24 protein-coding genes and 1 tRNA gene are annotated in these 23,439 nt (G+C 72.9%); 15 read left to right on the forward strand and 10 right to left on the reverse strand.

Annotated elements, in window-relative coordinates; all coding sequences use genetic code 11:
• Nucleotides 1-7: 7 nt before the first annotated feature.
• Both O7598_RS23595 and O7598_RS23600 read right to left on the reverse strand, forming a co-directional pair.
• Nucleotides 8-466 carry a PDGLE domain-containing protein gene (locus O7598_RS23595; protein ID WP_269693467.1) on the reverse strand — a complete coding sequence of 153 codons (459 nt, stop codon included), beginning with the start codon at nucleotides 464-466 and terminating at the stop codon, nucleotides 8-10.
• The gene (locus O7598_RS23600) at nucleotides 463-1,182 is read right to left on the reverse strand and encodes an energy-coupling factor ABC transporter permease (RefSeq protein ID WP_269693468.1); all 720 of its coding nucleotides are present in this window, start codon (nucleotides 1,180-1,182) and stop codon (nucleotides 463-465) included. Before O7598_RS23600 ends, O7598_RS23595 begins: the two co-directional genes overlap by 4 nt.
• 124 nt (nucleotides 1,183-1,306) lie before the next feature.
• Between O7598_RS23600 and bcp the strand changes: the two genes are divergently transcribed.
• From bcp to O7598_RS23620, 4 genes are all read left to right on the forward strand, one after another.
• Nucleotides 1,307-1,777, forward strand: coding sequence for a thioredoxin-dependent thiol peroxidase (gene bcp, locus O7598_RS23605; protein ID WP_269693469.1), 471 nt, complete (start codon nucleotides 1,307-1,309; stop codon nucleotides 1,775-1,777).
• Between the two features lie 31 nt (nucleotides 1,778-1,808).
• Complete coding sequence (locus tag O7598_RS23610) at nucleotides 1,809-2,336, forward strand: HNH endonuclease signature motif containing protein (RefSeq protein ID WP_269693470.1); 528 nt, start codon at nucleotides 1,809-1,811, stop codon at nucleotides 2,334-2,336.
• Nucleotides 2,337-2,349: 13 nt separating this feature from the next.
• A tRNA-Leu gene (locus O7598_RS23615) sits at nucleotides 2,350-2,435 on the forward strand.
• 65 nt (nucleotides 2,436-2,500) lie between these two features.
• Complete coding sequence (locus O7598_RS23620; protein WP_269693471.1) at nucleotides 2,501-3,040, forward strand: GNAT family N-acetyltransferase; 540 nt, start codon at nucleotides 2,501-2,503, stop codon at nucleotides 3,038-3,040.
• A gap of 403 nt (nucleotides 3,041-3,443) precedes the next feature.
• On the opposite strand, the gene O7598_RS23625 is transcribed toward O7598_RS23620, so the two are convergent.
• Both O7598_RS23625 and O7598_RS23630 read right to left on the reverse strand, forming a co-directional pair.
• Nucleotides 3,444-4,454, reverse strand: coding sequence for an expansin EXLX1 family cellulose-binding protein (locus O7598_RS23625; RefSeq protein WP_269693472.1), 1,011 nt, complete (start codon nucleotides 4,452-4,454; stop codon nucleotides 3,444-3,446).
• A 54-nt stretch (nucleotides 4,455-4,508) separates the two neighbouring features.
• On the reverse strand, nucleotides 4,509-4,805 hold the full coding sequence (locus tag O7598_RS23630) for a hypothetical protein (protein ID WP_269693473.1): 297 nt from the start codon (nucleotides 4,803-4,805) through the stop codon (nucleotides 4,509-4,511).
• A gap of 159 nt (nucleotides 4,806-4,964) precedes the next feature.
• Between O7598_RS23630 and O7598_RS23635 the strand changes: the two genes are divergently transcribed.
• Together O7598_RS23635 and O7598_RS23640 are read left to right on the forward strand one after the other, a co-directional pair.
• Nucleotides 4,965-6,032 carry an LCP family protein gene (locus O7598_RS23635; protein ID WP_269693474.1) on the forward strand — a complete coding sequence of 356 codons (1,068 nt, stop codon included), beginning with the start codon at nucleotides 4,965-4,967 and terminating at the stop codon, nucleotides 6,030-6,032.
• 26 nt (nucleotides 6,033-6,058) lie between these two features.
• Nucleotides 6,059-7,504 (forward strand): sugar transferase, encoded by a 1,446-nt coding sequence (locus O7598_RS23640; RefSeq protein ID WP_269693475.1) that lies wholly within the window; start codon nucleotides 6,059-6,061, stop codon nucleotides 7,502-7,504.
• Here O7598_RS23640 and rfbD read toward each other — a convergent pair.
• Nucleotides 7,452-8,348 carry a dTDP-4-dehydrorhamnose reductase gene (gene rfbD, locus O7598_RS23645; RefSeq protein WP_269693476.1) on the reverse strand — a complete coding sequence of 299 codons (897 nt, stop codon included), beginning with the start codon at nucleotides 8,346-8,348 and terminating at the stop codon, nucleotides 7,452-7,454. The genes O7598_RS23640 and rfbD overlap by 53 nt on opposite strands.
• On the reverse strand, nucleotides 8,345-9,343 hold the full coding sequence (gene rfbB, locus O7598_RS23650) for a dTDP-glucose 4,6-dehydratase (RefSeq protein WP_269693477.1): 999 nt from the start codon (nucleotides 9,341-9,343) through the stop codon (nucleotides 8,345-8,347). Before rfbB ends, rfbD begins: the two co-directional genes overlap by 4 nt.
• 35 nt (nucleotides 9,344-9,378) lie before the next feature.
• Between rfbB and rfbA the strand changes: the two genes are divergently transcribed.
• From rfbA to O7598_RS23690, 8 genes are all read left to right on the forward strand, one after another.
• On the forward strand, nucleotides 9,379-10,290 hold the full coding sequence (gene rfbA / locus O7598_RS23655) for a glucose-1-phosphate thymidylyltransferase RfbA (protein WP_269693478.1): 912 nt from the start codon (nucleotides 9,379-9,381) through the stop codon (nucleotides 10,288-10,290).
• Nucleotides 10,287-10,949: a dTDP-4-dehydrorhamnose 3,5-epimerase family protein gene (locus tag O7598_RS23660; protein ID WP_269693479.1), complete on the forward strand. Its 663-nt coding sequence runs from the start codon at nucleotides 10,287-10,289 to the stop codon at nucleotides 10,947-10,949. The genes rfbA and O7598_RS23660 overlap by 4 nt, the downstream gene beginning before the upstream one ends.
• A 123-nt stretch (nucleotides 10,950-11,072) precedes the next feature.
• The gene (locus O7598_RS23665; RefSeq protein ID WP_269693480.1) at nucleotides 11,073-12,341 is read left to right on the forward strand and encodes a hypothetical protein; all 1,269 of its coding nucleotides are present in this window, start codon (nucleotides 11,073-11,075) and stop codon (nucleotides 12,339-12,341) included.
• A gap of 1 nt (nucleotide 12,342) precedes the next feature.
• Nucleotides 12,343-13,194, forward strand: a complete 852-nt coding sequence (locus O7598_RS23670) for a glycosyltransferase (protein ID WP_269693481.1) — start codon at nucleotides 12,343-12,345, stop codon at nucleotides 13,192-13,194.
• Nucleotides 13,191-14,267 carry a glycosyltransferase family 4 protein gene (locus tag O7598_RS23675; protein WP_269693482.1) on the forward strand — a complete coding sequence of 359 codons (1,077 nt, stop codon included), beginning with the start codon at nucleotides 13,191-13,193 and terminating at the stop codon, nucleotides 14,265-14,267. Before O7598_RS23670 ends, O7598_RS23675 begins: the two co-directional genes overlap by 4 nt.
• Nucleotides 14,264-15,178 (forward strand): glycosyltransferase family 2 protein, encoded by a 915-nt coding sequence (locus O7598_RS23680; RefSeq protein ID WP_269693483.1) that lies wholly within the window; start codon nucleotides 14,264-14,266, stop codon nucleotides 15,176-15,178. The genes O7598_RS23675 and O7598_RS23680 overlap by 4 nt, the downstream gene beginning before the upstream one ends.
• Entirely contained in the window at nucleotides 15,178-16,038 is an 861-nt protein-coding gene (locus O7598_RS23685; RefSeq protein ID WP_269693484.1) for a glycosyltransferase family 2 protein, read from the forward strand. Before O7598_RS23680 ends, O7598_RS23685 begins: the two co-directional genes overlap by 1 nt.
• A gap of 3 nt (nucleotides 16,039-16,041) precedes the next feature.
• Nucleotides 16,042-17,346: an acyltransferase family protein gene (locus O7598_RS23690; protein WP_269693485.1), complete on the forward strand. Its 1,305-nt coding sequence runs from the start codon at nucleotides 16,042-16,044 to the stop codon at nucleotides 17,344-17,346.
• Between the two features lie 137 nt (nucleotides 17,347-17,483).
• On the opposite strand, the gene O7598_RS23695 is transcribed toward O7598_RS23690, so the two are convergent.
• Nucleotides 17,484-19,130 carry an O-antigen ligase family protein gene (locus O7598_RS23695; protein ID WP_269693486.1) on the reverse strand — a complete coding sequence of 549 codons (1,647 nt, stop codon included), beginning with the start codon at nucleotides 19,128-19,130 and terminating at the stop codon, nucleotides 17,484-17,486.
• A 129-nt stretch (nucleotides 19,131-19,259) separates the two neighbouring features.
• Between O7598_RS23695 and O7598_RS23700 the strand changes: the two genes are divergently transcribed.
• Nucleotides 19,260-20,876 carry a hypothetical protein gene (locus tag O7598_RS23700; protein WP_269693487.1) on the forward strand — a complete coding sequence of 539 codons (1,617 nt, stop codon included), beginning with the start codon at nucleotides 19,260-19,262 and terminating at the stop codon, nucleotides 20,874-20,876.
• A gap of 18 nt (nucleotides 20,877-20,894) precedes the next feature.
• On the opposite strand, the gene O7598_RS23705 is transcribed toward O7598_RS23700, so the two are convergent.
• The 3 genes from O7598_RS23705 to O7598_RS23715 all read right to left on the reverse strand — a co-directional run bounded on the left by O7598_RS23705 (nucleotide 20,895) and on the right by O7598_RS23715 (nucleotide 23,385).
• Nucleotides 20,895-22,070, reverse strand: coding sequence for a hypothetical protein (locus tag O7598_RS23705; protein ID WP_269693488.1), 1,176 nt, complete (start codon nucleotides 22,068-22,070; stop codon nucleotides 20,895-20,897).
• A 290-nt stretch (nucleotides 22,071-22,360) separates the two neighbouring features.
• Nucleotides 22,361-22,570 carry a hypothetical protein gene (locus O7598_RS23710; protein ID WP_269693489.1) on the reverse strand — a complete coding sequence of 70 codons (210 nt, stop codon included), beginning with the start codon at nucleotides 22,568-22,570 and terminating at the stop codon, nucleotides 22,361-22,363.
• A gap of 20 nt (nucleotides 22,571-22,590) precedes the next feature.
• Entirely contained in the window at nucleotides 22,591-23,385 is a 795-nt protein-coding gene (locus O7598_RS23715) for a class I SAM-dependent methyltransferase (protein ID WP_269693490.1), read from the reverse strand.
• Nucleotides 23,386-23,439 lie beyond the last annotated feature (54 nt).

Here is a 23,439-nt window from a genome sequence, read left to right on the forward strand (position 1 = left end):
CCCCGGCTCAGCGGTCGCCGGTGGGCCGGGACGCCGTCGTCCCACCCGCGGCGCCGGTGGTGCCGGTGGTGGCAGTGTGCGCCGGGCCGGTCGAGATGGTGGTGCCGGCGCCGGTCGAGGTGGTGCCGGCCGGGTTGCGGCGGCGGGCCAGCCAGAACAGACCACCGCCGACCGTGAACGTGAGCAGCACGCCCAGCACCCCGGACAGGCCGGTGGAGAGGAAGTCGTTGCCGACGCCCCGGACGCCGTAGTCGGCCAGCGGGCTGTCCGCCAGCTCGTGGTCCCGGGCCTGCTGGGCCGGGCAGCTGCCGCCGGTGATCTCGTCGTCGGCGTTCACCGTGCAGCCCTTGAGCAGGGACGAGTCCAACCCGTCCGGGTGCGACGAGGCATAGTTGCTGACCACGCCGGCGAGCACCAGGGCGACCAGCAGGCCGCCGAGGAGGAACGGCCAGGAACGCCTGCTCATCGGACACCTCCGGCGACCGGGACGGCGGGAACCGGCGCGGCCGGTTTCAGGGCGCGCAGCGCGTACACCAGGTCGGGGCGGACCTTGGCGACGGTGACCACCGTGGTCGCGGTGATCAGGCCCTCGCCGATGCCGATCAGCAGGTGCGCGAAGGCCATCGTGCCGGCCAGCCCGCCGAGGTTGCCGCCGAGGTCGGTGGTGCCGCCCAGCCAGTACTGGAACACGAAGCCCTGGGACGCGACCACGACGCTGACCAGCGCGGAGACGAACGCGGTGACCGCCAGCCCGGCCGGGGTGCGGGGCAGCACCCGCAGCAGCAGCGCGATCAGCAGGTAGGCGGCGGCGGTGCCGAGGATCGCCATGTTGGTGATGTTCAGGCCGAGCATCGCCACCCCGCCGTCACCGAAGACCAGGGCCTGCACGACGAGCACCACGGCCACGCAGAGCGCGCCCACCCAGGGGCCCACCAGCAGCGCGGCGAGCGCGCCGCCGAGCAGGTGGCCGCTCACGCCGGCCGTGAAGATCGGGAAGTTCAGCATCTGCACGGCGAAGATGAACGCGGCCACCAGGCCGGCCATCGGCGCCAGCCGGTCGTCGAGGTCGGCACGGCCGCGCAGCACGCAGAACGCGAGCGCGGCGAGCGCGAAGGCCGCGAAGATCGCGGCGACGGGACCGTCGATGATCCCGTTGGAGATGTGCATCGCCAGGGTTTCCACCGGGTGAGCCTATTTCCCGGACGGCGTTGTTGCCAATCCCTTGCAACAAGGCATGGTGTTGATCACCACGGGACCGCGCGTCGCCACCCGCCACCGCCGAGGGCACGGCGGTATCGTCAGCGCCATGACCGACCGCCTGAACCCCGGCGACCCCGCCCCCGAGTTCACCCTCCCCACCGACGACGGCGGGACGCTGTCCCTGGCCGACCTGCGCGGCCGCAAGGTCATCCTGTACGCGTACCCGGCCGCCATGACGCCCGGCTGCACGAAGCAGGCGTGCGACTTCCGCGACTCGCTCGCCTCGCTGCAGGCCGCCGGCTACGAGGTGGTCGGCATCTCCCCGGACAAGCCCGCCAAGCTGGCCAAGTTCCGCGACCGGGACGCGATCACGTTCCCGCTCGTCGGCGACGAGGACAAGGCGGTGCTGACCGCGTACGGCGCGTACGGCGAGAAGCAGATGTACGGCCGCACGGTCACCGGCGTGATCCGCTCGACGTTCGTCATCGACCCCGACGGCAAGGTCGAGCGGGCGTTCTACAACGTCAAGGCCACCGGGCACGTCGCCAAGCTGCGCCGCGACCTCGGGCTCGACTGAATCTGTCGGGGGCCGTCGTTACGGTCGGCTCGTGGTTCGTTACAAGTACTCGCCCGAGCTGCTGGCCTCGACCGCCGCGCGGGCGCGCAGCGTGACGGAGGTGATGCGGCTGCTCGGGGTCCGGGTCAGCGGCGGGTCGCACGCGCACATCAGCCGGCAGCTGAAACGCTTCGGCGTCGACACCTCACACTTCACCGGGAGCGCACACAACAAGGGCACACGTGGCGCACGTCGCACCACCTCGTCGCAACTGCTCATGCAACTTCCCGCCGGCTCGCGACGCACTCCCGGCATTCGACTGAAGTGGGCACTGGGCGACATCGGCGTGCCGCAGGAATGTGAGGAGTGCCGCTGCGGTCCGGTCTGGTTCGGCCGCCCGCTGACCCTGCATGTCGACCACATCAACGGCGACTTCCTCGACAACCGGCCACCCAACCTGCGGATACTCTGCCCGAACTGCCACAGCCAGACCGACACATTCGCCGGCCGCAACAAGGGCGGCGGCTGGACCGACTCCACGGCGGACCGGATTGCACACCCTCCCGGCCTGACGCCTTAGACTCAGCGGGCCGGCGGGAGTGGCGGAACGGCAGACGCGCGGGCCTTAGAAGCCCGTGTCCGAGAGGACGTGGGGGTTCGAAACCCCCCTCCCGCACCACAAGGGGTGTCGGCCGCGTCACGAACGCGGGTCCTCGCCGGGTCACCGCCCGCAGGATGGCGGGTGTGGACCTGCGCTTCGTACTCGACCCCGACCTCACCCTCGAGCTGCACGACCAGCTCGTCGACCTCTGGGTGGCCGTGACAAACGCCGGCGGCGCGGTCGGCTTCGTCGCCCCGGTGACCGCCGCCGACGTGCGGCCGGTCGCCGAGTCGACCCTCGCCGAGGTCGCCGAGGGGCCGGACCGGCTGCTCGTCGGCTACGAGGACGACCGGCTCGTCGCCGTCCTCGTCGTCGCGGACAACCGGTTCCACCTGAAGACGCACTGGCGGGTGCTCAAGCGCGTCATGGTGCACCCCGACACGCAAGGGCGCGGCTACGGCGCGGCGCTGATGCGCGAGGCCGAGCGGGTCGCCCGGTCGTCGGGCGTGGAGGCGCTGCACGTGACCGTCCGCGACGGCCTCGGCCTGGACCGCTTCTATCGGCGCCTCGGCTACCGGGAGATCGGCCGCCTCCCCGCCGCCCTCCGCCTCTCCCCCACCGACTCCCGCGACGAGATCCTCATGTGGCTCGACCTCCCCGAGCCGTCGAGACGGTCGATCTAGGAGTTGCGGCACCTCGCGAAAACCACCGACCGGACAACTCGGGCCACCAAAGTCCAAGATCGGCGGCCAGGCCCGACGGCACTCCACCTCCGATGCCGTGATCATGAGGTTGACGGCGGTGTTGATCTCCATTGATGCCGCCAACCTCATGATCACCCCCTCTCCCGCGCCTCGTCCGCCCGACGGGGGGCTTCTCGGACGTGATCAAGGAGTGTTGGACGGGGACACGGGCAGCGGCGACACGGACTCCTTGATCACCCGGGCAATTCCACCCGGCTGGACCGCCGCGCAGGAGCGGGTAGGCGACCAGCGGACGCGTGGGGAACTGCTGCGTAGGCCCACAGTGCCCCGAACTCTCGGCATCCCACTCACAGATCGAGGAGGCAGATGACGACGGGCGGGGTCACCCGCATGCGGCGGGGACCGTGGACGGGGTGGCCGGTGCGACGGCGTCGATCAGGGTCGGGTCGGGTTCGGCCGGAGCGGCGGACGGGGTCGGGGACGGCGAGACGGACGCCTTGGGCGTCGCGCGCGCCGACGGGGAGCGGGACGGCTTCGCCGCGCGGGCAGCGGTGGTCGCCGCGCCGGCGCCGTACATCCGGGTCGTGCTGCGCTGCACCTGGCCGGGGAGCATCCGGATGCCGGTGGCGGTCGCGCGGTGGCCGTACACGTCGGTGACCCGGATCGAGTACGGGCCGGGGCCGGCGCCCGAGGCGATCAGCCAGTAGTTGTAGTCCTGCCGGTCCGCCGCCCGCCACGCGCCGTTCTGCCGGACCTCCACCGAGCGCAGCGGGTTGCCGTGGTCACCGACCAGGACGGCGAACCACCACTGCGACGCGCCCTCCTTGAGGCGGAACGTGAGCGGACCGGGCAGCGACGGGTTCACCACGGCCCGGTAGCTGACCTTCACCACGCCCTGCACCGGGTCGGCGATCCGGGCGAACGCCTCGGCGGAGAGGTCGAGGTGGCCGGGCGCGCACTCCGGGCACTGGTCCATGACGAGCACCCGGACGGTGCCGCGCGGGCCGGTGACGTCGAGGAAGCCGCCGCAGGCCGCACCGGCCGCGTACTCGCTCGGACCGAGCGCCACGTAGAGCCGGTTGGCGGGGGCGGCGGGCCGGGAGCAGTTGCCACCGGCGCCCTCGGAGTCGTAGAAGGTGGCCTTGCCGGTGTATGTGGCACCGCCGACCGGCGGGGCGGCGAGCGGGAGGCCGGCGCGGGGCGGGGCGGCGCAGGCGGGGGCGGCGCCGCCGCGTACCGCGAGGGTCACGGCGACCACGACGGCGAGGCCGGCCAGACCGGCGGCGGCGAGCCGGCGGCGCGTCCGGACCGGGGCGCGGCGGCGGCCGACCGGTGTGGGCGGGTGCTCGCCGCCGGTGGTGGTCGGGGGGTGGGGCGCGCTGCCGTCGGTCACGCCGGTCGATGCTGCCGGACCGGCGTGCCGCCGGACAAGCCGGCTAAGCGAAAGCTAAGGACGGCGGGCGCGGGCGATCGACGCGAGCCCGGCCAGTTCCCCGCCGAGTTCCGGGCGTTGCCGCAGCGCGTCCTCGAGGCGGACCCGCCAGAGGCCGGTCTCGACCGGCATCCGGGCGTCACCGACCTGCCGGACGCGGTCGCGGCTCTCGGTGAGGGCCGTCCCGGCGGCGGGCCCGAGCAGGCTGCCCAACTCGTCCCGGAGCCAGCCGAACAACTCCTCGTCGTGGAACGCGCCGCCGATCACCCGGGCCGTGTCCCACGCCACCCGTGGCTGGTGGATCACCTGCATCTCGACTCCTCGGTCGACCTGGTCGCTTCGTCCATCATCGATCGGCGGAGGGTGGCGCGGCAAGGGTCACGGCGGGCGGAACGAGCCGACCGGCTGGGCAGGGCGAACCGTCCGGACGAGGGTCCCCGCGCGGGAACCCGAATCAGTAGCATCCTCGGCATGTCCGATCGCCAGCCGCTCGCCGACCCCGACACCCACCCGCCGGTCTCCGATGTGGAGTCCGACGGGCCGGTGGAGCAGCCGACGCCGCGGCGTCGCCGGGGCCGGCGGATCGCGCTGATCGCGCTGCTCGTGGTGGCGCTGCTCGGCGGCGGCGGTGCGCTGGCCGGCGGCCTCTACTACCGGTCGGTCGACAAGTCGATCGACCGGGTCGACGCGTTCACCGACGTGCCCGAGGCGGAACGACCGGTGGTCGAGGTCAAAGGCGCGATGAACATCATGATCCTGGGCAGCGACTCCCGCGACCCGGAGAGCACCGGCGGTTCGCGCAGCGACACGATCATCCTGGCCCACCTGCCGAAGGACCGGTCGAGCGCCCAACTCATCTCGATCCCCCGGGACACCTGGACGGCGGTGCCCCGGTCGAAGGAGGGGCGGGGCGGCCGGGACGCGAAGATCAACGCCGCCTACGCCTGGGGCGGTGTGCCGCTGATGGTGCGGACGGTGGAGAAGTTCAGCGGCGTCCGGGTCGACAACGTGGCGATGGTCGACTTCGCCGGCTTCAAGGAGATCATCGACGCGCTGGGCGGCGTCGACATCGACGTGGAGAAGGGCTTCACCACGAAATACTCGCTGATCGGCACCCGGACGTTCCGGCAGGGCCGGCAGACCATGGACGGGGCCGCCGCGCTCGACTACGCGCGGGAGCGACACGCCTTCCCGGACGGCGACTTCGCCCGGATCCGGCACCAGCAGCAGGTGATCAAGGCGATCCTGGACAAGGCGGCCTCCGGTGGCGTGCTGACCAACCCCGCCAAGCTGAACTCGTTCGTCCGGGCCACGTCCAGCTCGGTCGCGGTCGACAAGTCGCTGTCCCTGGTGGACCTGGCGATGGAGCTGCGGGGCCTGCGCGGCGGCAACCTGACGTTCTTCACCTGCCCGACCAGGGGCACGGGGCGGGTCGGCAGCGAGAGCGTGGTGTTCCCGGACGCGGCGCGGGCCCGGACGCTGTTCCAGGCGGTCCGCCGCGATTCGGTCCCCGACATCCTGGCGGTGAGCGGGAAGTAGGGGGCGTCACGGGGGGAGGATCGACCATGCCACGCCTACCGGCGTTCGAGCATCCGGCCGCGCAGCCGGCCACAGCCGCGTCGACGAGCGGCAGCATGGACACGACCACGGTGCTGCCGTACGCCGGGTCCCGGGCGTCGTCGCGTACCCGTCGGTTGCGGGCCTGGATGGTGACCGCGCCGATCGACGTCGCGGCGCTGCTGGCTCCGCTGCTGCTGGCCCAGACCTACTGGCGCGGGACGCTGTTCAACGCGGCGCTGGCGGTGAGCTTCTTCGCGGCCGGCGGCCTCTACCGTCCCCGCCGGCACATCAGCATCCTGGACGAGCTGCCCAGCCTCGGCGGTCGGCTGCTGGCCTCCGGCGCGGTGGTGGCGATCATCGCGGCGCTGCGGCACGACTCGGTGCTCTACGTCAACGACTTCATGCGCGGTGTCGCGCTCTCCGCCGGCCTGGTGGTCGTGGGCCGGGCGGTCAACACCCGGATCGTCCTGCTGGCCCGCCGTCGGCGCTGGGTGGAGCACAACGCGATAGTGGTCGGGGGCGGGCCGATCGGCGGCGAGCTGGCCCGGCTGCTGCGGCGCTACCCGCAGTACGGGCTGCGTTTCGTGGGGACGGTGGACGTGCCGTCGCGGCAGCGACAGGGGGCGTCGCCGCTCATCGGCACGCTCGACGACGTCGAGCAGCTCGTCCGGATGCTGGAGTGCGAGGTCCTGGTCATCGCCGACCCGGACTGCTCCGAGGCCGAACTGATGGAGGCGCTGCTGCGACCGGCCAGCGCGCGCTGCGACCTCTGGGCGGTGCCCCGCCTGTGGGGGTCCCGGTCGCTGGGCGGCAATCCCGACCACATCGGAGCGTTCCCGATCGTGAAGATCGGTGACACCACGCTGACCGGTCCACGCTGGCGGGTCAAACGCGCCTCCGACGTGCTCTTCGCCGTGGTCGCGCTGGTCGTGCTGAGCCCGGTGCTGCTGCTGTGCGCGATCGCCACCCTCCTCGACGGCGGTCGGGGGGTATTCTTCCGGCAGGAGCGGATCGGCCGCTACGGCCGGCCGTTCCAGGTGGTCAAGTTCCGCACCATGCGGCCGGCCGACGAGCACGAGTCGCAGACCACCTGGTCCATCGCGCACGACCGGCGGGTCGGGCCGATCGGTCGGTTCCTGCGCCGCACCTCGCTGGACGAGCTGCCCCAGTTGTGGAACATCCTGCGCGGTGAGATGAGCGTGGTGGGGCCGCGGCCGGAGCGGCCGTACTTCGTGGAGAAGTTCTCGGTGGAATACCCGACGTACGCGATGCGGCACCGGGTCCCGGTCGGGTTGACCGGTCTGGCGCAGGTCAGTGGCCTGCGTGGGGACACGCCGATCTCGGACCGGGCGCGGTTCGACAACTACTACGTGGAGAACTGGTCGCTCTGGCTGGACATCAAGATCGTGCTGCGGACGGTGACGGAGGTGTTCCGGGGAGCCGGTCGATGAAGGCGGTCAGGTCGGCGTGCCAGTGTGTCGGTGGGGGCAGCTTCGCGGCGGCCCACCGGCCGTGTGCCAGCACGCTGTAGCGCGGGCGAGGCGCCGGACGCGGGAAACGGTCGCCGGTGACCGGCCGGACCCGGTCCGGGTCCAGGCCACGCAGCGCGAACACCGCGCGGGCGAGGCCGTACCAGGTGGTCTCGCCGGACGCGGTGCCGTGATAGACGCCGGGCGCCGCGTCGCCGGCGAGCGCCGCGTCGGCCAGCGCGACGAGCCGTTCGGCGAGCCGGCGCGACCAGGTCGGCTGGCCGCGCTGGTCGTCCACCACGTCGAGCCGGTCGCGCTCGTCGGCCAGCCGCAGCACGGTGGTGACGAAGTTGCGGCCGTGGGTGCCGTAGAGCCAGGCGGTACGCACGACGTAGCCGCGCTCCGGCAGCAGCCGCGCCACCGCCCGCTCCCCCACGAGCTTGCCGCGCCCGTACGCGTTGACCGGCCCGGTCGGCGCGTCCTCCGGGTACGGCTCGGTGGCGTCACCGGGGAACACGTAGTCGGTGGAGACGTGCACCAGCCGGGCGCCGGTCGCCGCGCAGGCCCGGGCCAGGTGCGCGACGGCCGTGCCGTTGACCGCGGTGGCGTCGGGCTCCCGGCTCTCCGCCGCGTCCACGTCGGTCCACGCGGCGGCGTTGAGCACGACGTCGTGCCCGGCGACCGCCTCGCGTACCGCCTCCGGGTCGGTGATGTCGAGGTCGGCGCGCCCGGCGGCGGTGACGGACCCGCCCGGCCGGTCGCGCAGCGCCGCCAGCAGGTCCCGCCCGAGCATGCCGCCGGCGCCGGCGACCAGCAGCCGGCTCATCCGTGCGCCGCCTTGAGCGGCTCCCACCAGGCCCGGTTCTCCCGGTACCAGCGCACGGTCTCGGCCAGGCCGTGGTCGAGGTCGATGCTCGGGGCGTACCCCAGCTCGGTTTCGATCTTGGTGATGTCCAGCGAGTAGCGGCGGTCGTGGCCCTTGCGGTCGGTGACCGGCACGACCCGGTCCCAGCCGGCGCCGCAGGCCGCCAGCAGCTTCCCGGTCAGCTCCCGGTTGGTCAGCTCGGTGCCGCCGCCGATGTGGTAGACCTCGCCGGCGCGTCCCTTCTCCTGCACCAGCGCGATGCCCCGGCAGTGGTCGTGCACGTGCAGCCAGTCCCGGACGTTGCCGCCGTCGCCGTAGAGCGGGACGGTGCCGCCGTCGAGCAGGTTGGTGACGAAGAGCGGGACCACCTTCTCCGGGAACTGGTACGGCCCGTAGTTGTTGGAGCAGCGGGTCACCACCACGTCCAGGCCGTGGGTGCGGTGGTAGGCCAGCGCCAGCAGGTCCGACCCGGCCTTCGAGGCCGAGTACGGGGAGTTCGGCGCCAGCGGCCAGTCCTCCGTCCAGGAGCCGGACTCGATCGAGCCGTAGACCTCGTCGGTGGAGACGTGCACGAACCGGCCGGTGCGGTGGTGCAGCGCGGCGTCGAGCAGCGTCTGGGTGCCCAGCACGTTAGTGGTGACGAACGGCGCCGCGCCGGTGATGGAGCGGTCCACGTGCGACTCGGCGGCGAAGTGGACGATCACGTCGTGGCCGGGCACGACCTCGTCGACAAGCGTCGCGTCACCGATGTCGCCGTGCACGAAGCGCAGCCGGGGGTCGTGTCGCACCGGGTCGAGGTTGGCCGGGTTGCCGGAGTAGGTGAGCTTGTCCAGCACGGTGACCGCGGTGGGCGCGGTCTCCGGCGCCCGGGCCGCGTCCGCGCCGGACCGGCCGAGCAGCATCCGTACGTACTCCGACCCGATGAACCCGGCGCCGCCGGTGACGAGGATCCTCACGGGTGCTGGAGTTTACGCGACGGTAGTCTCCGCGGGTGCGTGGAATCCTTCTCGCCGGTGGCACGGGGTCCCGGCTGTGGCCGATCACCCGGGCGGTCTCCAAGCAGCTGATGCCGGTGTTCGACAAGCCGATGGTCTACTACCCGCTGTCCACCCTGGTGATGGCCGGGGTACGCGAGATCCTCGTGGTCACCACGCCGGACGACCGCCCGCAGTTCGAGCGGCTGCTCGGCGACGGCAGCCAGTGGGGGCTACGGCTGGCGTACGCCGAGCAGGCCCGCCCGGACGGCATCGCGCAGGCGTTCCGGCTCGGCGCGGACTTCATCGGCGACGAGTCGGTGGCGCTGATCCTCGGCGACAACATCTTCCACGGCGTCGGTCTCGGCCGGCAGCTCGCCCAGCACGGCGACCCGACCGGCGCCCGGGTGTTCGCGTACCCGGTGGCCAACCCGGCGGAGTACGGCGTGGTCGAGTTCGACGCGACCGGCCAGGTGCTGTCGATCGAGGAGAAGCCGGCCCGGCCCCGGTCCCGGTACGCGGTGCCCGGCCTCTACTTCTACGACAACCGGGTGGTCGGCATCGCCCGCAAGCTCACCCCGAGCGCGCGCGGTGAGCTGGAGATCACCGCGGTCAACGAGACCTACCGCGAGTGGGGCGAGCTGTCGGTGACAGTGCTCGACCGGGGCACCGCGTGGTTGGACACCGGCACGTTCACCTCGATGATGCAGGCCGCCGAGTTCGTCCGGGTGATCGAGGAGCGTCAGGGCATGAAGATCGGCTGCGTGGAGGAGGTGGTCTGGCGGTCCGGGCTGATCGACGACGACCGGCTGCGCGCCCTGGCGCACCCGCTGGTCCGCAGCGGCTACGGCGCATACCTGCTCGGCCTGCTCGACGACCGGGCCGGGAACGGGCAGGGCGGGAACGACCGGGGCGGGAACGGGCGATGAGGATCCGGCCACTGGGCATCGACGGGGCCTGGGAGATCACGCCCCGGCAGCACGGCGACTCCCGCGGGCTGTTCCTGGAGTGGTACCGGTTCGACCACCTCGCCGAGGTGGTCGGGCATCCCCTGCGGCTCGCCCAGGGCAACCTCTCCGTCTCCGCGCGGGGGGTCGTCCGTGGCATCCACTTCGCCGACGTGCCGCCCGGCCAGGCCAAGTACGTGACCTGCGTACGCGGGGCCGTCGTCGACCTGGTGGTGGACGTCCGGGTGGGCTCGCCGACCTTCGGCCGGTGGGAGGCTGTCCGGCTGGACGACGTCGACCGACGGGCGGTCTATCTCAGCGAGGGCCTGGGGCACGGTTTCTGCGCGCTGACCGACGACGCCACGCTGAGCTATCTCTGCTCCAGCACCTACGATCCGGCCGCCGAGCACACCGTGCACCCCCTCGACCCCGACCTGGCGATCGACTGGCCGGTGGAGGCGCCGACGCTGTCCGCGCGGGACGCCGCCGCGCCGAGCCTGGCCCAGGCGCGGGCGTCGGGGCTCCTGCCCGACCACCGGAGCTGCCGAGCGTACGTGTCCAGCCTGGACGCCGATGCCGGCCCCGCCGCACGGGAGGGCCGTGTCCCCCACCCGCGACCGGCGCCGAGCCGCTCGGAATGAGCGACCGACCGGCCAGGTGCGGCCCGAAGGGCGATTGCAGCTGACGAGCCGTTCGGGTAGAAAATCCCAGCGACGTGGAACTCGTCGCACCCGCACCCGTGCGGCACCGTTTGGGGGAGACGAGTGACAGGCGGATCGCTGGTCGATGCTGCGCGGTCCTCGTCGGACCTCGGCACGACCCCGCCGTCCGGGCGCCGGACGGCCGCTCTGCTCCGGCGACTCGTCGCACCCGAACGCCTCTACCTCGGCGCCCTCGGCCTGACCGGTCTGGCGGCGGTCCTGTCGGTCGCGCTGCCCGCCGCGGAGCGCGGCGAGCTCTCGGCGAACATGGTGAGCGCGACGCTGGGCGCGGCCGTCGGCGGGCTGTCGCTGGACACCTTCCTCATCTCCCGCCCCGCCGGCTGGGTCGTGTCCCGGGGGCGGGCGTACGTCGTCGCGGTCATCGGTGTCTCCGTCGTCCTCTCCGGTCTCGCCGCCGCGCTGCTCACCGTGGCGGCGGGAGTCGGCAGCCACCTGGTCGGCGTCGGGTCCGCCGTGGGTCTGACCGTGTTCAACACGGTCTCGTCGGTCGCCCTGCGGCAGCGGAGCTTCCGGCTCGTCTACGCGATGCGCGCGGCGAGCGGGGCGATCCTGGTCGGCGGGTACGCCGCCCTCTACGTCGCCGGGCAGCTCGACGGCGGCCGGTGGAGCCTGGTGTGGCTCGCGGTCCAGTGGCTCGGCGCGGCCGCCGTGTGCGGCCTGATGCTGTGGCGGGTCCGGCGGGCCGGGGCGGCCCCGGCGCCCACGGCGACGGGCTCCGACTACCGGGCCGACCTGCTCGCGGTCGGGAACCTGCACCTCGGGATCTTCGCGCAGATGATGACGCTCCGGTTCAACCAGATCCTGGTGGCCCGGTTCGCCGGTGCCGGCCCGCTCGGCGTCTACGCCCTGGCGGTCGCCGCCCTGGAGTTCGCGCAGGCCGGCGCCGTGGTCCGCGCGCAGCGCATCCTCGCCGACCGCGACGGCGGGACCGGGCCGGACCCGACGCGGGCGGTGGTCCGGGCGGCGCTGCCGATCGCCGTGGCCGCGGTCGTCGGGCTCGCCGTGCTGGGCCTGCTGGCGCCGGAGTACCGGCACGCGTGGATCCTCGGGCTGGTGCTCCTGCCGGGCTCGCTGGCCACCGCGGCCGGCAAGAGCTGGAGCGCCCTGTTGCTGAAGCGGCGGGGCGAGCGGGCGACCACTGTCGTCGCCGTCGTCACGTCGGCGGTCGCGATACCGGCGTACCTCGGCATCATCCCGTGGGCCGGTGTGGTCGGGGCGGCGGTCGCCTCCTCGCTCGCCTACGCCGTGCACGCCTTCGCGTCGAGAGCGAGCCTGCGACGAGCGCAGCCGCCGAATCCTGGAACGGTGTGAGATGGACGTCTCGATCGTGGTCCTCGCCTGGGAGGACTTCCACCGGACCGCCGCCTGCGTCCGGTCCCTGCCGGCCGAGGCCGAGATCGTGGTCGTGGACAACGGCAGTTCGGCGGAGATCCGCCAGGCGTTGGAGGAGTTCTGCGCGCAGCGGGGCGTCGCCTTCGTCCAGTCCGGCTCGAACCTGGGGTACGCCCGCGGGATGAACCTCGGCGTACGGCACACCAGCAGGGCGAACGTCATCCTGTCCAACAACGACATCGTCGTGCACGGCGACGCGGTGGCCCGGCTGCTGACGGCGCTCGAGGACCCGCGGGTCGGCGCCGCCTTCCCCGCCGTGGTGACGCCGGAGGGCGTACGGCAGACGGAGGGGGGCCGGTTCCTGACCATGGGGGTCGGTCTCGGCCACGCCACCGGGCTGAGCATGGTGGTGCCGCGCCTGCGGATCGTCGCGCCCCCCGAGCGGGCGGACTGGCTGACCGGGCCGTTCGTCGCGCTGCGGCGGAGCACGTTCGACGCCGTCGGCGGGGTCGACGAGACGTCGTTCTTCTACTCCGAGGACATGCGGTTGTGCTGGGCGGTCCGCCAGCAGGGCATGCGGCTGGCGTACGTGGCGGACGCCGAGATCATGCACGAGGACGACGCGACCGCCAGGCGCCGTTGGTCGACGGAGGAGATCTCCGAACGGCGTACCCGCGAGTTCATCCGGGCCAGCCGGGACCTGGGTGGCCGCCGCGGTCGGGTGGCGACGACGGCGTACGTCTGCGGCATCCTGCTGCGGGCGGCGGTGGGCCGGAACCCGGTGCGTCGCGCCGTCGCGCGTGGGGCCGTCGCGGGACTGCGTGCGTCGTGAAGGTGCTGTTCGTCTGCACGACGGGTGGCTCCGGACGCCGGCAGCTCGGTGGTGCGGAACGGATCCTGACGGAACTCGTGCCGGCCCACGCCCGCACCGGCGTGGAGGTGGTCGCCGCGACCTCCGACGACGAGGTGGGCCGGTCGTTGCGTGAGGCCGGGGTGCCGTGGACCGCGCTCGGCGCGATCAGCCGCGTCGACGTCGGGTACGCGCGGCGGATCCGTCGGCTGGTCCGCGAGGTGAAGCCGGACGTGGTCTGTGCCCACCTGCTGTCGGCCGCCATGCACGCGCGGGCCGCGTTGAGCCTGGACCGCACCCCGCTCGTGGTCACCCTGCACAACAGCCTCTGGCAGTACCGGGACACCGCCGGCTCGTGGCGGCAGCGGACCGCCGTCCAGTCCAACATCGCGCTGGACCTGGTGATGCGCCGCGTCCGGCCGCACGCGACGGTCGCGGTGTCCGAGTTCGAGGCCGCCGAGCTGCGCGACCGCGGTGGCGTCCGCAACGTGCACCTGATCCCGAACCCCCTGCCGGACGGCTGGCCCCGCCCGGAGCCGGCCGACGCCCCGGTGGTCGGCCGGCGGCCGGTGGTCGGCTACCTGGGCCGCCTGGAGCGGGAGAAGGGCGCGGACCTGCTGGCCGAGACCGCCGCCCTGCTGCCGGAGATGGACGTGCGCGTCGCCGGCGCCGGCTCGCTGCCGATCGCGGGCCGGCCGAACCTCGAACTCGTCGGCCGGGTCTCCGCGGCGGACTTCCTGCGGCGGGTCGACTGCCTGCTGGTGCCGTCCCGGGTCGAGTCGTTCGGGCTCAGCGCGCTGGAGGCGCTGTCCCTGGGTGTGCCAGTGGTGCACACCGGGGCCGGCGGCCTGGCCGAGGTCACCCGGCACGCGACGGGCAGCCTGGCGTTTCGGGCGGACCCCACCCCGGCCGCGCTGGCCGCCGCCGTCCGCACGGCCGTGGGCCGGGCGGCGTCCGCCGCCGAGCGGCGGGGCGTGGCCGAGTGGTACGCCCGGGAGTACGCCTTCGACCGGTGCGTGACACGCTGGCAGAGCCTGTACCGGTCGCTGCGATGAGCATCGAGCTGACGATCGTCACGGTGCTCTACCGGTCCGCCGACATGCTCGCCGAGACCCTCCCCACCTGGGTACGCAGCGCCGAAGGGCTCCCGGTGCGGTTCGTCTTCGCCGACAACTGGCCCGAGGACGGCTGCGCGACGGTCGTCGCCGGCTGCCTGGACCCCGACCGGTACCGCTACGTCCCGGACGCGTCGAACCCGGGCTTCGCGGCCGGCTGCAACCGGGCGGTCGCGTCCGCGACGACGAGCCACGTCCTGCTGCTGAACCCGGACGTGTGGCTGCCCGACGACGCGCTGGCCCGCATCTGCGCCGCCGTCGCGGAGGACCCCGGCATCCCGATCGCGGTCGGCCTGGCCATGCACGGCGGCGAGTACGTGGGCATCGACCTGCACCCGATCTCGCTGTTCATCGACCGGCCCGCGAGGGTGTCGCGGGCGCCACTCGGTCCGTCGGGCGGCGCGGCGGTCTTCCCGACCGACCTGTTCCGCCGGTTCGGTGGGTTCCACGAGGCCCTGTTCGCCTGGGGTGAGGACGCCGACCTGGCCCTGCGGCTCTACGCCTCCGGCGTACCCACCCGGGCGCTGGACGTGGTGCTCCCGCACGCGGGCGGCCACAGCGTCGACGGCGACGACACGCTCCAGGGGTTCCGGGCCTTCCTGCTGGCCCGCAACCGGCTGCTGGTCGCGGCGCGGACCCTCACCTGGCCGCTGCTGCTCGTCGCGCTGCCGGTACTCGCGTCGGCGCACGTCGCGCTGGCCGCTCGACGTGCCCGTCAGGGCCTGCTGCGGCCGTTCCTGCGCGGCGTGGGACGCGGCCTGCGGGACGGGCCGGCCGCCCGCCGGCAGTGGACCGGCAGGCGGTTCGGGTTCGCCCACCTGCTCGGCTATCGGAAGGGGCGGAGAGCGTGATGACGGGACACCGGTGGAGCGTCGTGACGGTCACCTACAACTCGGCGGACACGCTGCGCCGCTGCTGGCGGGGTGAGAAGCCGTACGAGTGGATCGTCGTGGACAACGCGTCCTCGGACGACTCCGCGACGGTGGCGGAGCAGCTGGGCGCGCGGGTCGTCCGGCTGCCGGAGAACGTCGGCTTCTCCCGGGCCAACAACGTCGCGGTACGCGAGGCGGCGGGCCGCTACCTCCTCTTCGCGAACCCGGATCTCGAAATCCGCCCGGACGGCCTCGACGTGCTCGCCCGGCACCTGGACGCGCACGGCGGCCTGGTGGCGCCGCAACTGCTCACCTCGGAGGGGGTCCCGCAGCCCAACGGCCGTGGCTTCCCCTACGCCACCGCGAAGCTGGGCAACCGGAAGCTCTGGCCGCTGTCGCGCCTGCACGCGTCGTACCGGATGGTGGCGGAGCCGGGCGAGGTCCGCTACGTGGCCTGGCTGATGGGGGCGGCGGTGGCCGGACGCACCGCGGACGTGATCGAGCTGGGTGGGTGGAACGAGCGCTTCTTCCTCTACTACGAGGACCACGAGCTGGGCCTGCGCGCGTGGCGGCGCGGCTTTCCGGTAGCCCTGCTCGGCGACGTCCGGTGGACCCACCACTGGGCCCGGGCGACGAACTCGGTCCGGTGGTCGCCGGCGCACACCCTGGAGTTGCGCAGCGCCCGGACGTTCTTCGGCATGTTCCCGGAGTTCCTGGTCGGGCTGCCCCCGGCCGCCCGCCGGCACCGCCGGGCCGCGCGCCTGATCGGGTCGCCGGTGCCCGCGTCCCCGGCCGCGGGCGAGGCGGTGCCCGCTCCGCGCCCACCCGCGGCCGGCTGACCGGTGCGTCGCTTCCTGCGGACCGCCGCCCGGCGAGCGCTGGCGTCGCAGCCGTTGGCCGACGCGTACCACGGGCGGGCGAACGGTTTCGGCGCGCTCCGGCTCGCGTTCGCGCTCGCCGTGGTGCTGTCGCACAGCGCGGCCCTCGGGTTCGGGCGTCCGCTGCTGCACCGTGTCGACCTGGGCGCCCTGGCGGTCGCCGGGTTCTTCACGATCTCCGGCTTCCTCGTCGTCGGCTCCGCCCGGCGCAGCTCGGTCCCCCGCTTCCTGTGGCACCGGGCCCTGCGGATCTGGCCCGGCCTGTGGGCCTGCCTGCTGGTCACCGGTCTGGTCGTCGCGCCACTGCTGCACCTGGAGCGGCACGGCACGCTCGACGGGCTGTGGCGCGGCCCGGGCGGCGTGCTGGACTACCTGCGACAGAACTGGTGGGGCGGCCTCCGGCAGTTCGGGATCGCCGACCTGCTCGTCGGTGACACGCCGTACTGGCACTGGCAGGGCGGGAACACCCTCAACGGGTCGTTGTGGACCCTCGCCTACGAGATCTACTGCTACCTGGCGGTGGCCGTGCTGGCCGCGCTCACCGTCCTGCGCCGGCAGCTCCGGTGGCTGGTGCTGCTCGCCGCGATCGCCGTGTTCGGCGTGCTCTGCTGGAACTACCACCGCCAGGGGATCTGGACCGTCGGGGCGATCGGTCCGCTGCCGCTGCTCGGCGCGCTGGAGAAGACCTATCTCCTCTGGTACGGCTTCCTGTTCCTGGTCGGCGGCGTGGCCGAGCTGTACCGCGACCGCCTGCCGATCAACGACCTGCTCGGGCTGCTCGCGCTGGTGGCGGTCGGCTGGCTCGCCGTGCGGGGCAGCTTCGTCGGCCCGGGGCCGGCCGCCGTCGACCGGGCCTTCTTCGCCCCGGCGCTGCTCGCCTACGGGTACGCCGTCCTCTGGCTCGCCATGCGGCTGCCGGCGCCGCTGCACCGCGTGGGCCGCACGCACGACTACTCGTACGGGGTGTACATCTACTCGTTCCTGGTGCAGCAGGTCCTGGCCAAGGCCGGCGTGCAGGCCGTCGGCCCGGTCGGCTTCTTCCTGGCGAGTGCGCTGCTCAGCGTCGGGTTGGCGATGCTCTCCTGGCACCTGGTCGAGAAGCCGGCGCTGCGGCTCAAGGACTGGACGCCGGCCGCGCTCCGGGAGCCACCCGGTGGCCCGTCGGGCGGCGCCGGCCTGGCCGGGGAGGTGCCGGACACGGCCCCCGCCGGACGTCTCCGCGCGCCGGCCGCCGAACCGGATCCGGCTGCCGCACCGGCCGCTGGTTAGCGCGGGCCGCCGACCCGGATCCGGCTGCCGCACCGGCCGCTGGTCAGCGCGGGCCGCCGACCCGGATCCGGCTGCCGCACCGGCCGCTGGTCAGCGCAGGCCGCCGACCCGGATCCGGCAGCCGCACCGGCCGCTGGTCAGCGCCGTCGGCCCGGCAGGGCGCGGGCGTCCGGGGCGACGGCGTCGTCGGCTGCCGCCTCCGGGCGTCGGGGACCGGGCGCCGGCACGGTCCGCGCCGACAGCGACCGGTCGTCGGCGGCGCCCAGTGCGACCGCCAGGAGCAGCACGGCCACCGCGCCGAGCCACAGCCACACGTCGAAGAAGAAGATCTGGGCCGCGAACGCCACCAGCAGAAGGCGGGCCGGCAGCGACCGGAGGTGCCGGTAGAGGAGCACCAGCATCGCCAGCAGGCAGGCCAGTCCGATCAGGCCGAAGTTGTACCAGAACGTCAGGTAGGTGTTGTCGAAGACCTGCGCCTGGCCGTCGCCGATGCCGACGTTCTCCAGGTAGCGCACGTTCGCCTCGGGTCCGTTGCCGAAGACGACGGTGGACCAGTCGTGGGTGATGCCCGCCCAGACCACGCTGATGCGGGTGAAGCGCGCGTCGGCGCTGGCCGGGTCGGAGATCCGCGATCCCGCCACGTCGACGGAGTCCGGCGAGCCGGCCGTGGGAGCGGCCGGGCTCGACGGGGGGACGGCCGGACTCGACGCCGGAACAGCCGGGCTCGACGCGGGAGCGGTCGGACTCGACGGAGGGGCGGCCGGACCCGACGCGGGAACAGTCGGGCTCGACGCCGGAGCGGGCGGGCTCGACGCCGGAGCGGCCGGCGTCGCCGTGCTCTGCGCGGTCGACGTCGGGTCGGTGGCGGTGGGCAGCAGGCCCGACGGGTCGACCGCCACCAGCGCACCGGCGACCGCGGCGATGGCGAGCGCGCCGCCCAGCCCTCGCCAGGTGGCCCTGCGCCACTGGAAGAAGAGCCAGCACCCGAGCGCGAGGATCATCCCGACCCACGCGCTGCGGGTGCCCGAGAGCACCAGACCGGCGAGGTTGGCGGCGACGGGCACGTACCAGAACCGGCCCCGGACGGTCAGTGCGACGAGCGCCATCGCCATGGCGAAGGTGCCGTAGATGATGGGATGCCCGGAGATCCCCACCGCCCGGGTCGCGTCGAACGCCGAGGTGTACGTCCAGTCGTACGCGAACTGGTCGAAGATCGGCCAGGTGCGGGAGACGGTCTGGTACTTGGCGAACAGGGCCACGGCGACGCTGAACCAGGTGAGTGCCTCGGCGATCCGGAGGATCGTGCGCCGGTCGTGACGTGCCTCCTCGACCAGGTGCCACCCCAGCACGCCGAAGCAGAGCAGCGGCGCGACGCCGACGACCACCGGCTTCGCGCCGTGCCAGTGGACCAGCCCCGCGAGCACCGCACACGTCGGAAGCACGAGGACCGCGGCGAGCGCCCTCGGCGGCCACCCGTCGCGCTCGGCGCGCAGCACCCGCCCCCAGGCGGCGAGGACGAACAGCACCAGCAGCAGCGTGTACGAGGGGTTGGTCGGATAGCCGGGGTCGATGGTCACCGGGACGGCGAAGGCGACGACGAAGACGGCCCAGGTGATCCGGACCGGCTCCGACAGCACCCAGCCGAGCAGGGCGCCGACGCCCACCCCGAGCGCGAGCTGCCACCGGCCGGTCAGCAGGAACCCGGCCGCCAGGACGACGAGGCCGGCGCCGAGGTAGCGCGCCCGGCGGTCCCCGCCCTTGATCGTGTCAACCACCACTCGCACCGCACGATCGTACGTATCAGCCGGCACCTATCCGCAGCAGCCCTGGGCGTGCGACCCGACCCTGTCGACACACCTGAGTGGTGGGTTAGGGTGACGGCCGGCCGGTCGGCAGTCGGGGTAGGGATCTGCGTGGTTGCACAGCTCGAGCCAGCCGACGTCGGTCGACCCGACGGGACGCCGGTCCGCGCGCCGGGGCCACGCCCGATCCTGTGGGACAGCATCGCCCTGCTCGCCCTGCTCTGCCTCCTGCCGATCCTGCACGACGTCAAGACCATGCTCACCGCGCCGTACTGGCTCGACGAGGCGTGGGTCGCCCTCTCCGTCCGGTTCCCGCTGAGCGATCTGCCGGTCACCACGTCGTCCAGCCCGCTCGGGTGGAGCTTCCTGCTGCGGCTGGTCCCCGACCCGGACCACCTGCGGCTGGTCACCCTGCTGTTCCAGGGGCTCGCGGTGGTGGCGGCGTACGGGTTCGGCAGGTGGCTGCGGTCCTCGACGCCCGGCCGGGGCGTGGTGGCGGGTGCGGCCTGCGCGGCGGCGGTCCTGCTGCTGCCCGCCCAGCAGGTCCGTCACGACCTCAAGCAGTACACGGCCGACGCCGCCGTCACCGTCGGCGTGCTCGCGCTGGTCACCTGGGTCGAACAGCGCTGGTCCCGTCGGCGGCTGAACGTGCTCACGGCCGTCGTCGCCGCGGCCATGCTGTTCAGTCACGTCACCGCGATCGTGGCGCCGTGCGCGTTCGGCGGGTTGTTGCTGGCCGCGGCGGTCCGCCGGCAGTGGCTGCGGCTCGTCGAGGTGGCCGTGGCCGGGCTCAACGCCGGGCTGATCCTCACCGCCGTCTACTTCGGCATCTCGATGCAGGGCCGGAACGCGCCCATGCAGCAGTTCTGGGCCGACAACTTCCCTCGGGTGACCGAGCTGCCCGGCTACCTGGGGAAGCAGCTCGACACCCTGATGCCGGTGGTCGGCGCGCCCGCACCGGTCGTGGTCGCCCTGCTGGTGGCCGGCACGCTGACGCTCGCCCGGCGGGACCGGCCCGCCGCCGCGGTCGCCGTGCTCCTCCTGCCCCTGGTCGCGACCACGGTGGGAGTCGCCGGGATCTATCCGCTGCTGGAACTGCGTACCTCGCACTTCCTGCTGGTCACCGCCGCGGCCGTGGCCGGCATCGGGGTCGCCGGCCTGGCGGGCGTCGCGGCCGACCTGGCCTGCCGGCGGCTGCCGGGGATGCGGCCCGCCGTCCTGGCCGCGGCCGTCTGCGCGGTCCTGCTCGGCGGTTACGCGGCCGGCAACAGCCGCTGGTACCGGTTCGACGGGAACGAGTCGGGGCTCTACTACACCGCGATCGCCGTCACCGACGTCCGTTCGGCGACCGGCTACGTGGCCGCGCACCGCCGCCCGAACGACGTCGTCGTGATGAACAACGCGGCCTGGTACGGATTCGCGTTCTACTCGCGGCACGACACGCTCAAGCTGGTCGTGCCGCACGGCAACACGGTGGGCTGGTGGGTCGCTATGCCCGGGCGGTCGGACGTCGTGGTGGTTCCGGGCCACGACACGGCGGCCGTCCGGGCCAGTCTCCGGCAGGCGGTCGAGCTGGCGGCCCGACGCGGCGACGGGGCGCGCGTCTGGTTGATCCGCTCGCACGTCATCGGCGACGAGCTGGTCGCCTGGCAGCAGGCGCTCGCCGGCTACCGCGTCGAGCAGGTCACCGATGGGGTCGAGCCGGTCGCGCTGGTCAGCAGGGGTTGACGCCGAGCCGCCCGAGGATCAGCTGCCGCGGCGCCACAGGTCCCGCAGGGCGTCCCAGTTGCCGGCCATGCCGTCCTTGCAGAGCGTCTCGATGTAGAACGCGCCCTGGGTGTCGTCGGGGTCCCACCAGACACCGCAGATCGCCCGGCCGTCCTCGCCCTCGAAGGCGTACTCGACGTAGTTGCCGGGCCGCCCGGTCACGCCGCCCTGGGTGGTGGACGCCTCGCGCAGCCCCGGCGCCAGCGCGCCGCCGGCCAGGTTGAGCTGCTGACGGTACGCCCGCGCGGTGTCCTTCTGCTTCTGCCCCGGATAGAGCGCGAAGTGCAGCCACGCGCCGTCGTAGTGGCAGAAGACGTGCCCCTTCTCGTCCGCCGGCAGCTTGGGCGCGCCCGGCTGGGCGTAGACCACACAGCCGCCGATCCGGGTCAGCCAGGGCTCGGCCAGCGTCGCCAGCTCACCCTCGAACTTGGCCTTGTTGATGGAGAACTGCGTCGCCTCGTAGGGCGGCAGGGAAGGGCTCGCCGACGGCGAGGGCTTGTCGGCTGCCGTGTCGCGACCCCCGCCCAGGAAGAACCCGGCCGTGCCGGCGACCAGGGTGAGCACCAGGGCACCGACGATCGAGATCCAGTCCCGCCGCTTCGGCTCCGCCCGCACCGGGGCGATCCGTCGCCCTCCGGAGGGGTCGAGCGGATCCGTGGTGACGGTGGCCTGGGCGGCCTCGGTCGTCGCCGGGACGCCGGACGTCGCGGCGACCGCGACCGGGGACATCGGCGCGCCGGAGATCGGCTGGGACGACATCGCCCAGGGCTGCGGGACCCACGGCATCTGGGGCGGGGGCGAGACCGGGGCGGCGACCGGCGGCGGTGGGAGCATCTCGGCCGTCGGGGTGCGCTGGTAGTCCATGCCGAGGCTCCGGAACAGCCGCTCGGCCGCACCCTCCTCCTCGGACGGGTACGCGATCCAGGGCTCGGCGGCGGCGAAGTCGGCGTTGACGTACCGGTGGCCGCCGGGCGTCTGCGCCAGCATGTTCGCCGCGTTGCTGAACGCCTCCCGCCACCGTTGGTCGCCGGCGGCGGCACCCTCCAGGACGGCCACGGTCACCGGACGGTCCTGCCCGTCGAGGGCCGCCCAGGCCCTGCCGACCTGGCACTCGCCCAACGTCTCGGTGAACCTGTACGGACCCTCCGGCTGCATGCCCACTCCTCTGCTCACCCGCCGAGCGGATAGTACAGAGAGCACGCCCACCGGTCGTCCCTCCGGTGGGACGTGCGAAGAAGCGATCCACATCCCTACCGGAGCCCGTGCTTCCGCAGCCGTTCGACGGACCGACCGCCGAGGCTGTCACGACGCAGCCGATGACTCCCGAGGAAATCAGGCGTGCCGGCCTGCACGCTCCGGAGTTGTCACCTCCGTCCGGGTCCCAGGGCAGGCGAGGCCCGGGCGGAGGCAGCCGCGTGGCTGGAAGACCGGGATGCCGAAAAACTCTACGGCAGCCTGTCGCCGGCCCACTCAAACGTGGAATCGAAGTCCTCGACGGTCCGGTAGGTCAGGATGCTCCGTCCCGACCAGTCCGGTCGTGTGAACAGGGGCGAATAGACGACCACCTCGTCCATGGAGTCGTGGTGGTGGGCCAGACCAACGAAAAGATAGAGAAGTTCCGGATGTTCTCGGTGACGGTAGATGCCCGATCTCATGCCCGGACACTACCACGGGCTCACCCTTCCGCAATAACCATACGTAGCCCGCAATCGTATTCGGCGAGCTCTCGGAGAACACCGTTGCGCGCATCCCATTCACCCGACGCCAAGTCATTTCGAAGCTTCTGGAGTCCAACGGCCAGCTCTTCTTTTTCCAATAACGTGAACGCTGACGTACCCTGACGGACAGAAGGTTCGAGGTACGCCTCCGGGCGAGCCCAGAAAGCCTCGCCGAAACCATCCTGGCACTCTCTCGGAACAGCGATCGTCTCAACCCGCGAACCTACACCCAGGCATCCGGCCAACTCTTCCGGCTGGATCTCGGGCCGTCGGACGCGAGCCATTCCAGGAAAGTAGTCCCTGGTGAGCCAGAGGGCATTGAGAGCTGACGACCCCACGACCAGCACTACCTTGGCCGCGACTCGGCGGAGCTCCCTGACGCCGGCGGCTGGATCCGTCCAGTGATGGATGGTCCAGAGCGCGGTCGCAACATCGAAAGAGTTGTCGGGGAAAGGTAGGCGCTCCGCCACGGCCCGCACGACAGGTGCCGCCCCCAACGGTCGCTGACGAATCATCGACCAGCTGGGTTCGACCGCCACCACACGAGCGTCGGAACGCTCGTACGATCCCGTGCCCGCCCCGACGTTGAGGATAAGGGAATGACCCTCCAGCTGCGCGAATATCCGCTGCCGCAGAACCGGATCCTCACGCCGGGCGGCCGAGTACGATCGGCCGATCCTGTCGTACCGGTCGTACCGGTCGTACCGGTCGTACCGGTCGTGCCGGTCGTGCCGCCTGTCGGCGAAGCGCATGGAAAACGACCTCACTTCCGCAACACCACCTCAGCGTCCGTGTTAACGCCGACC

It is taken from the genome of Micromonospora sp. WMMC241, assembly GCF_027460165.1.
Lineage (GTDB): Bacteria > Actinomycetota > Actinomycetes > Mycobacteriales > Micromonosporaceae > Micromonospora > Micromonospora humi.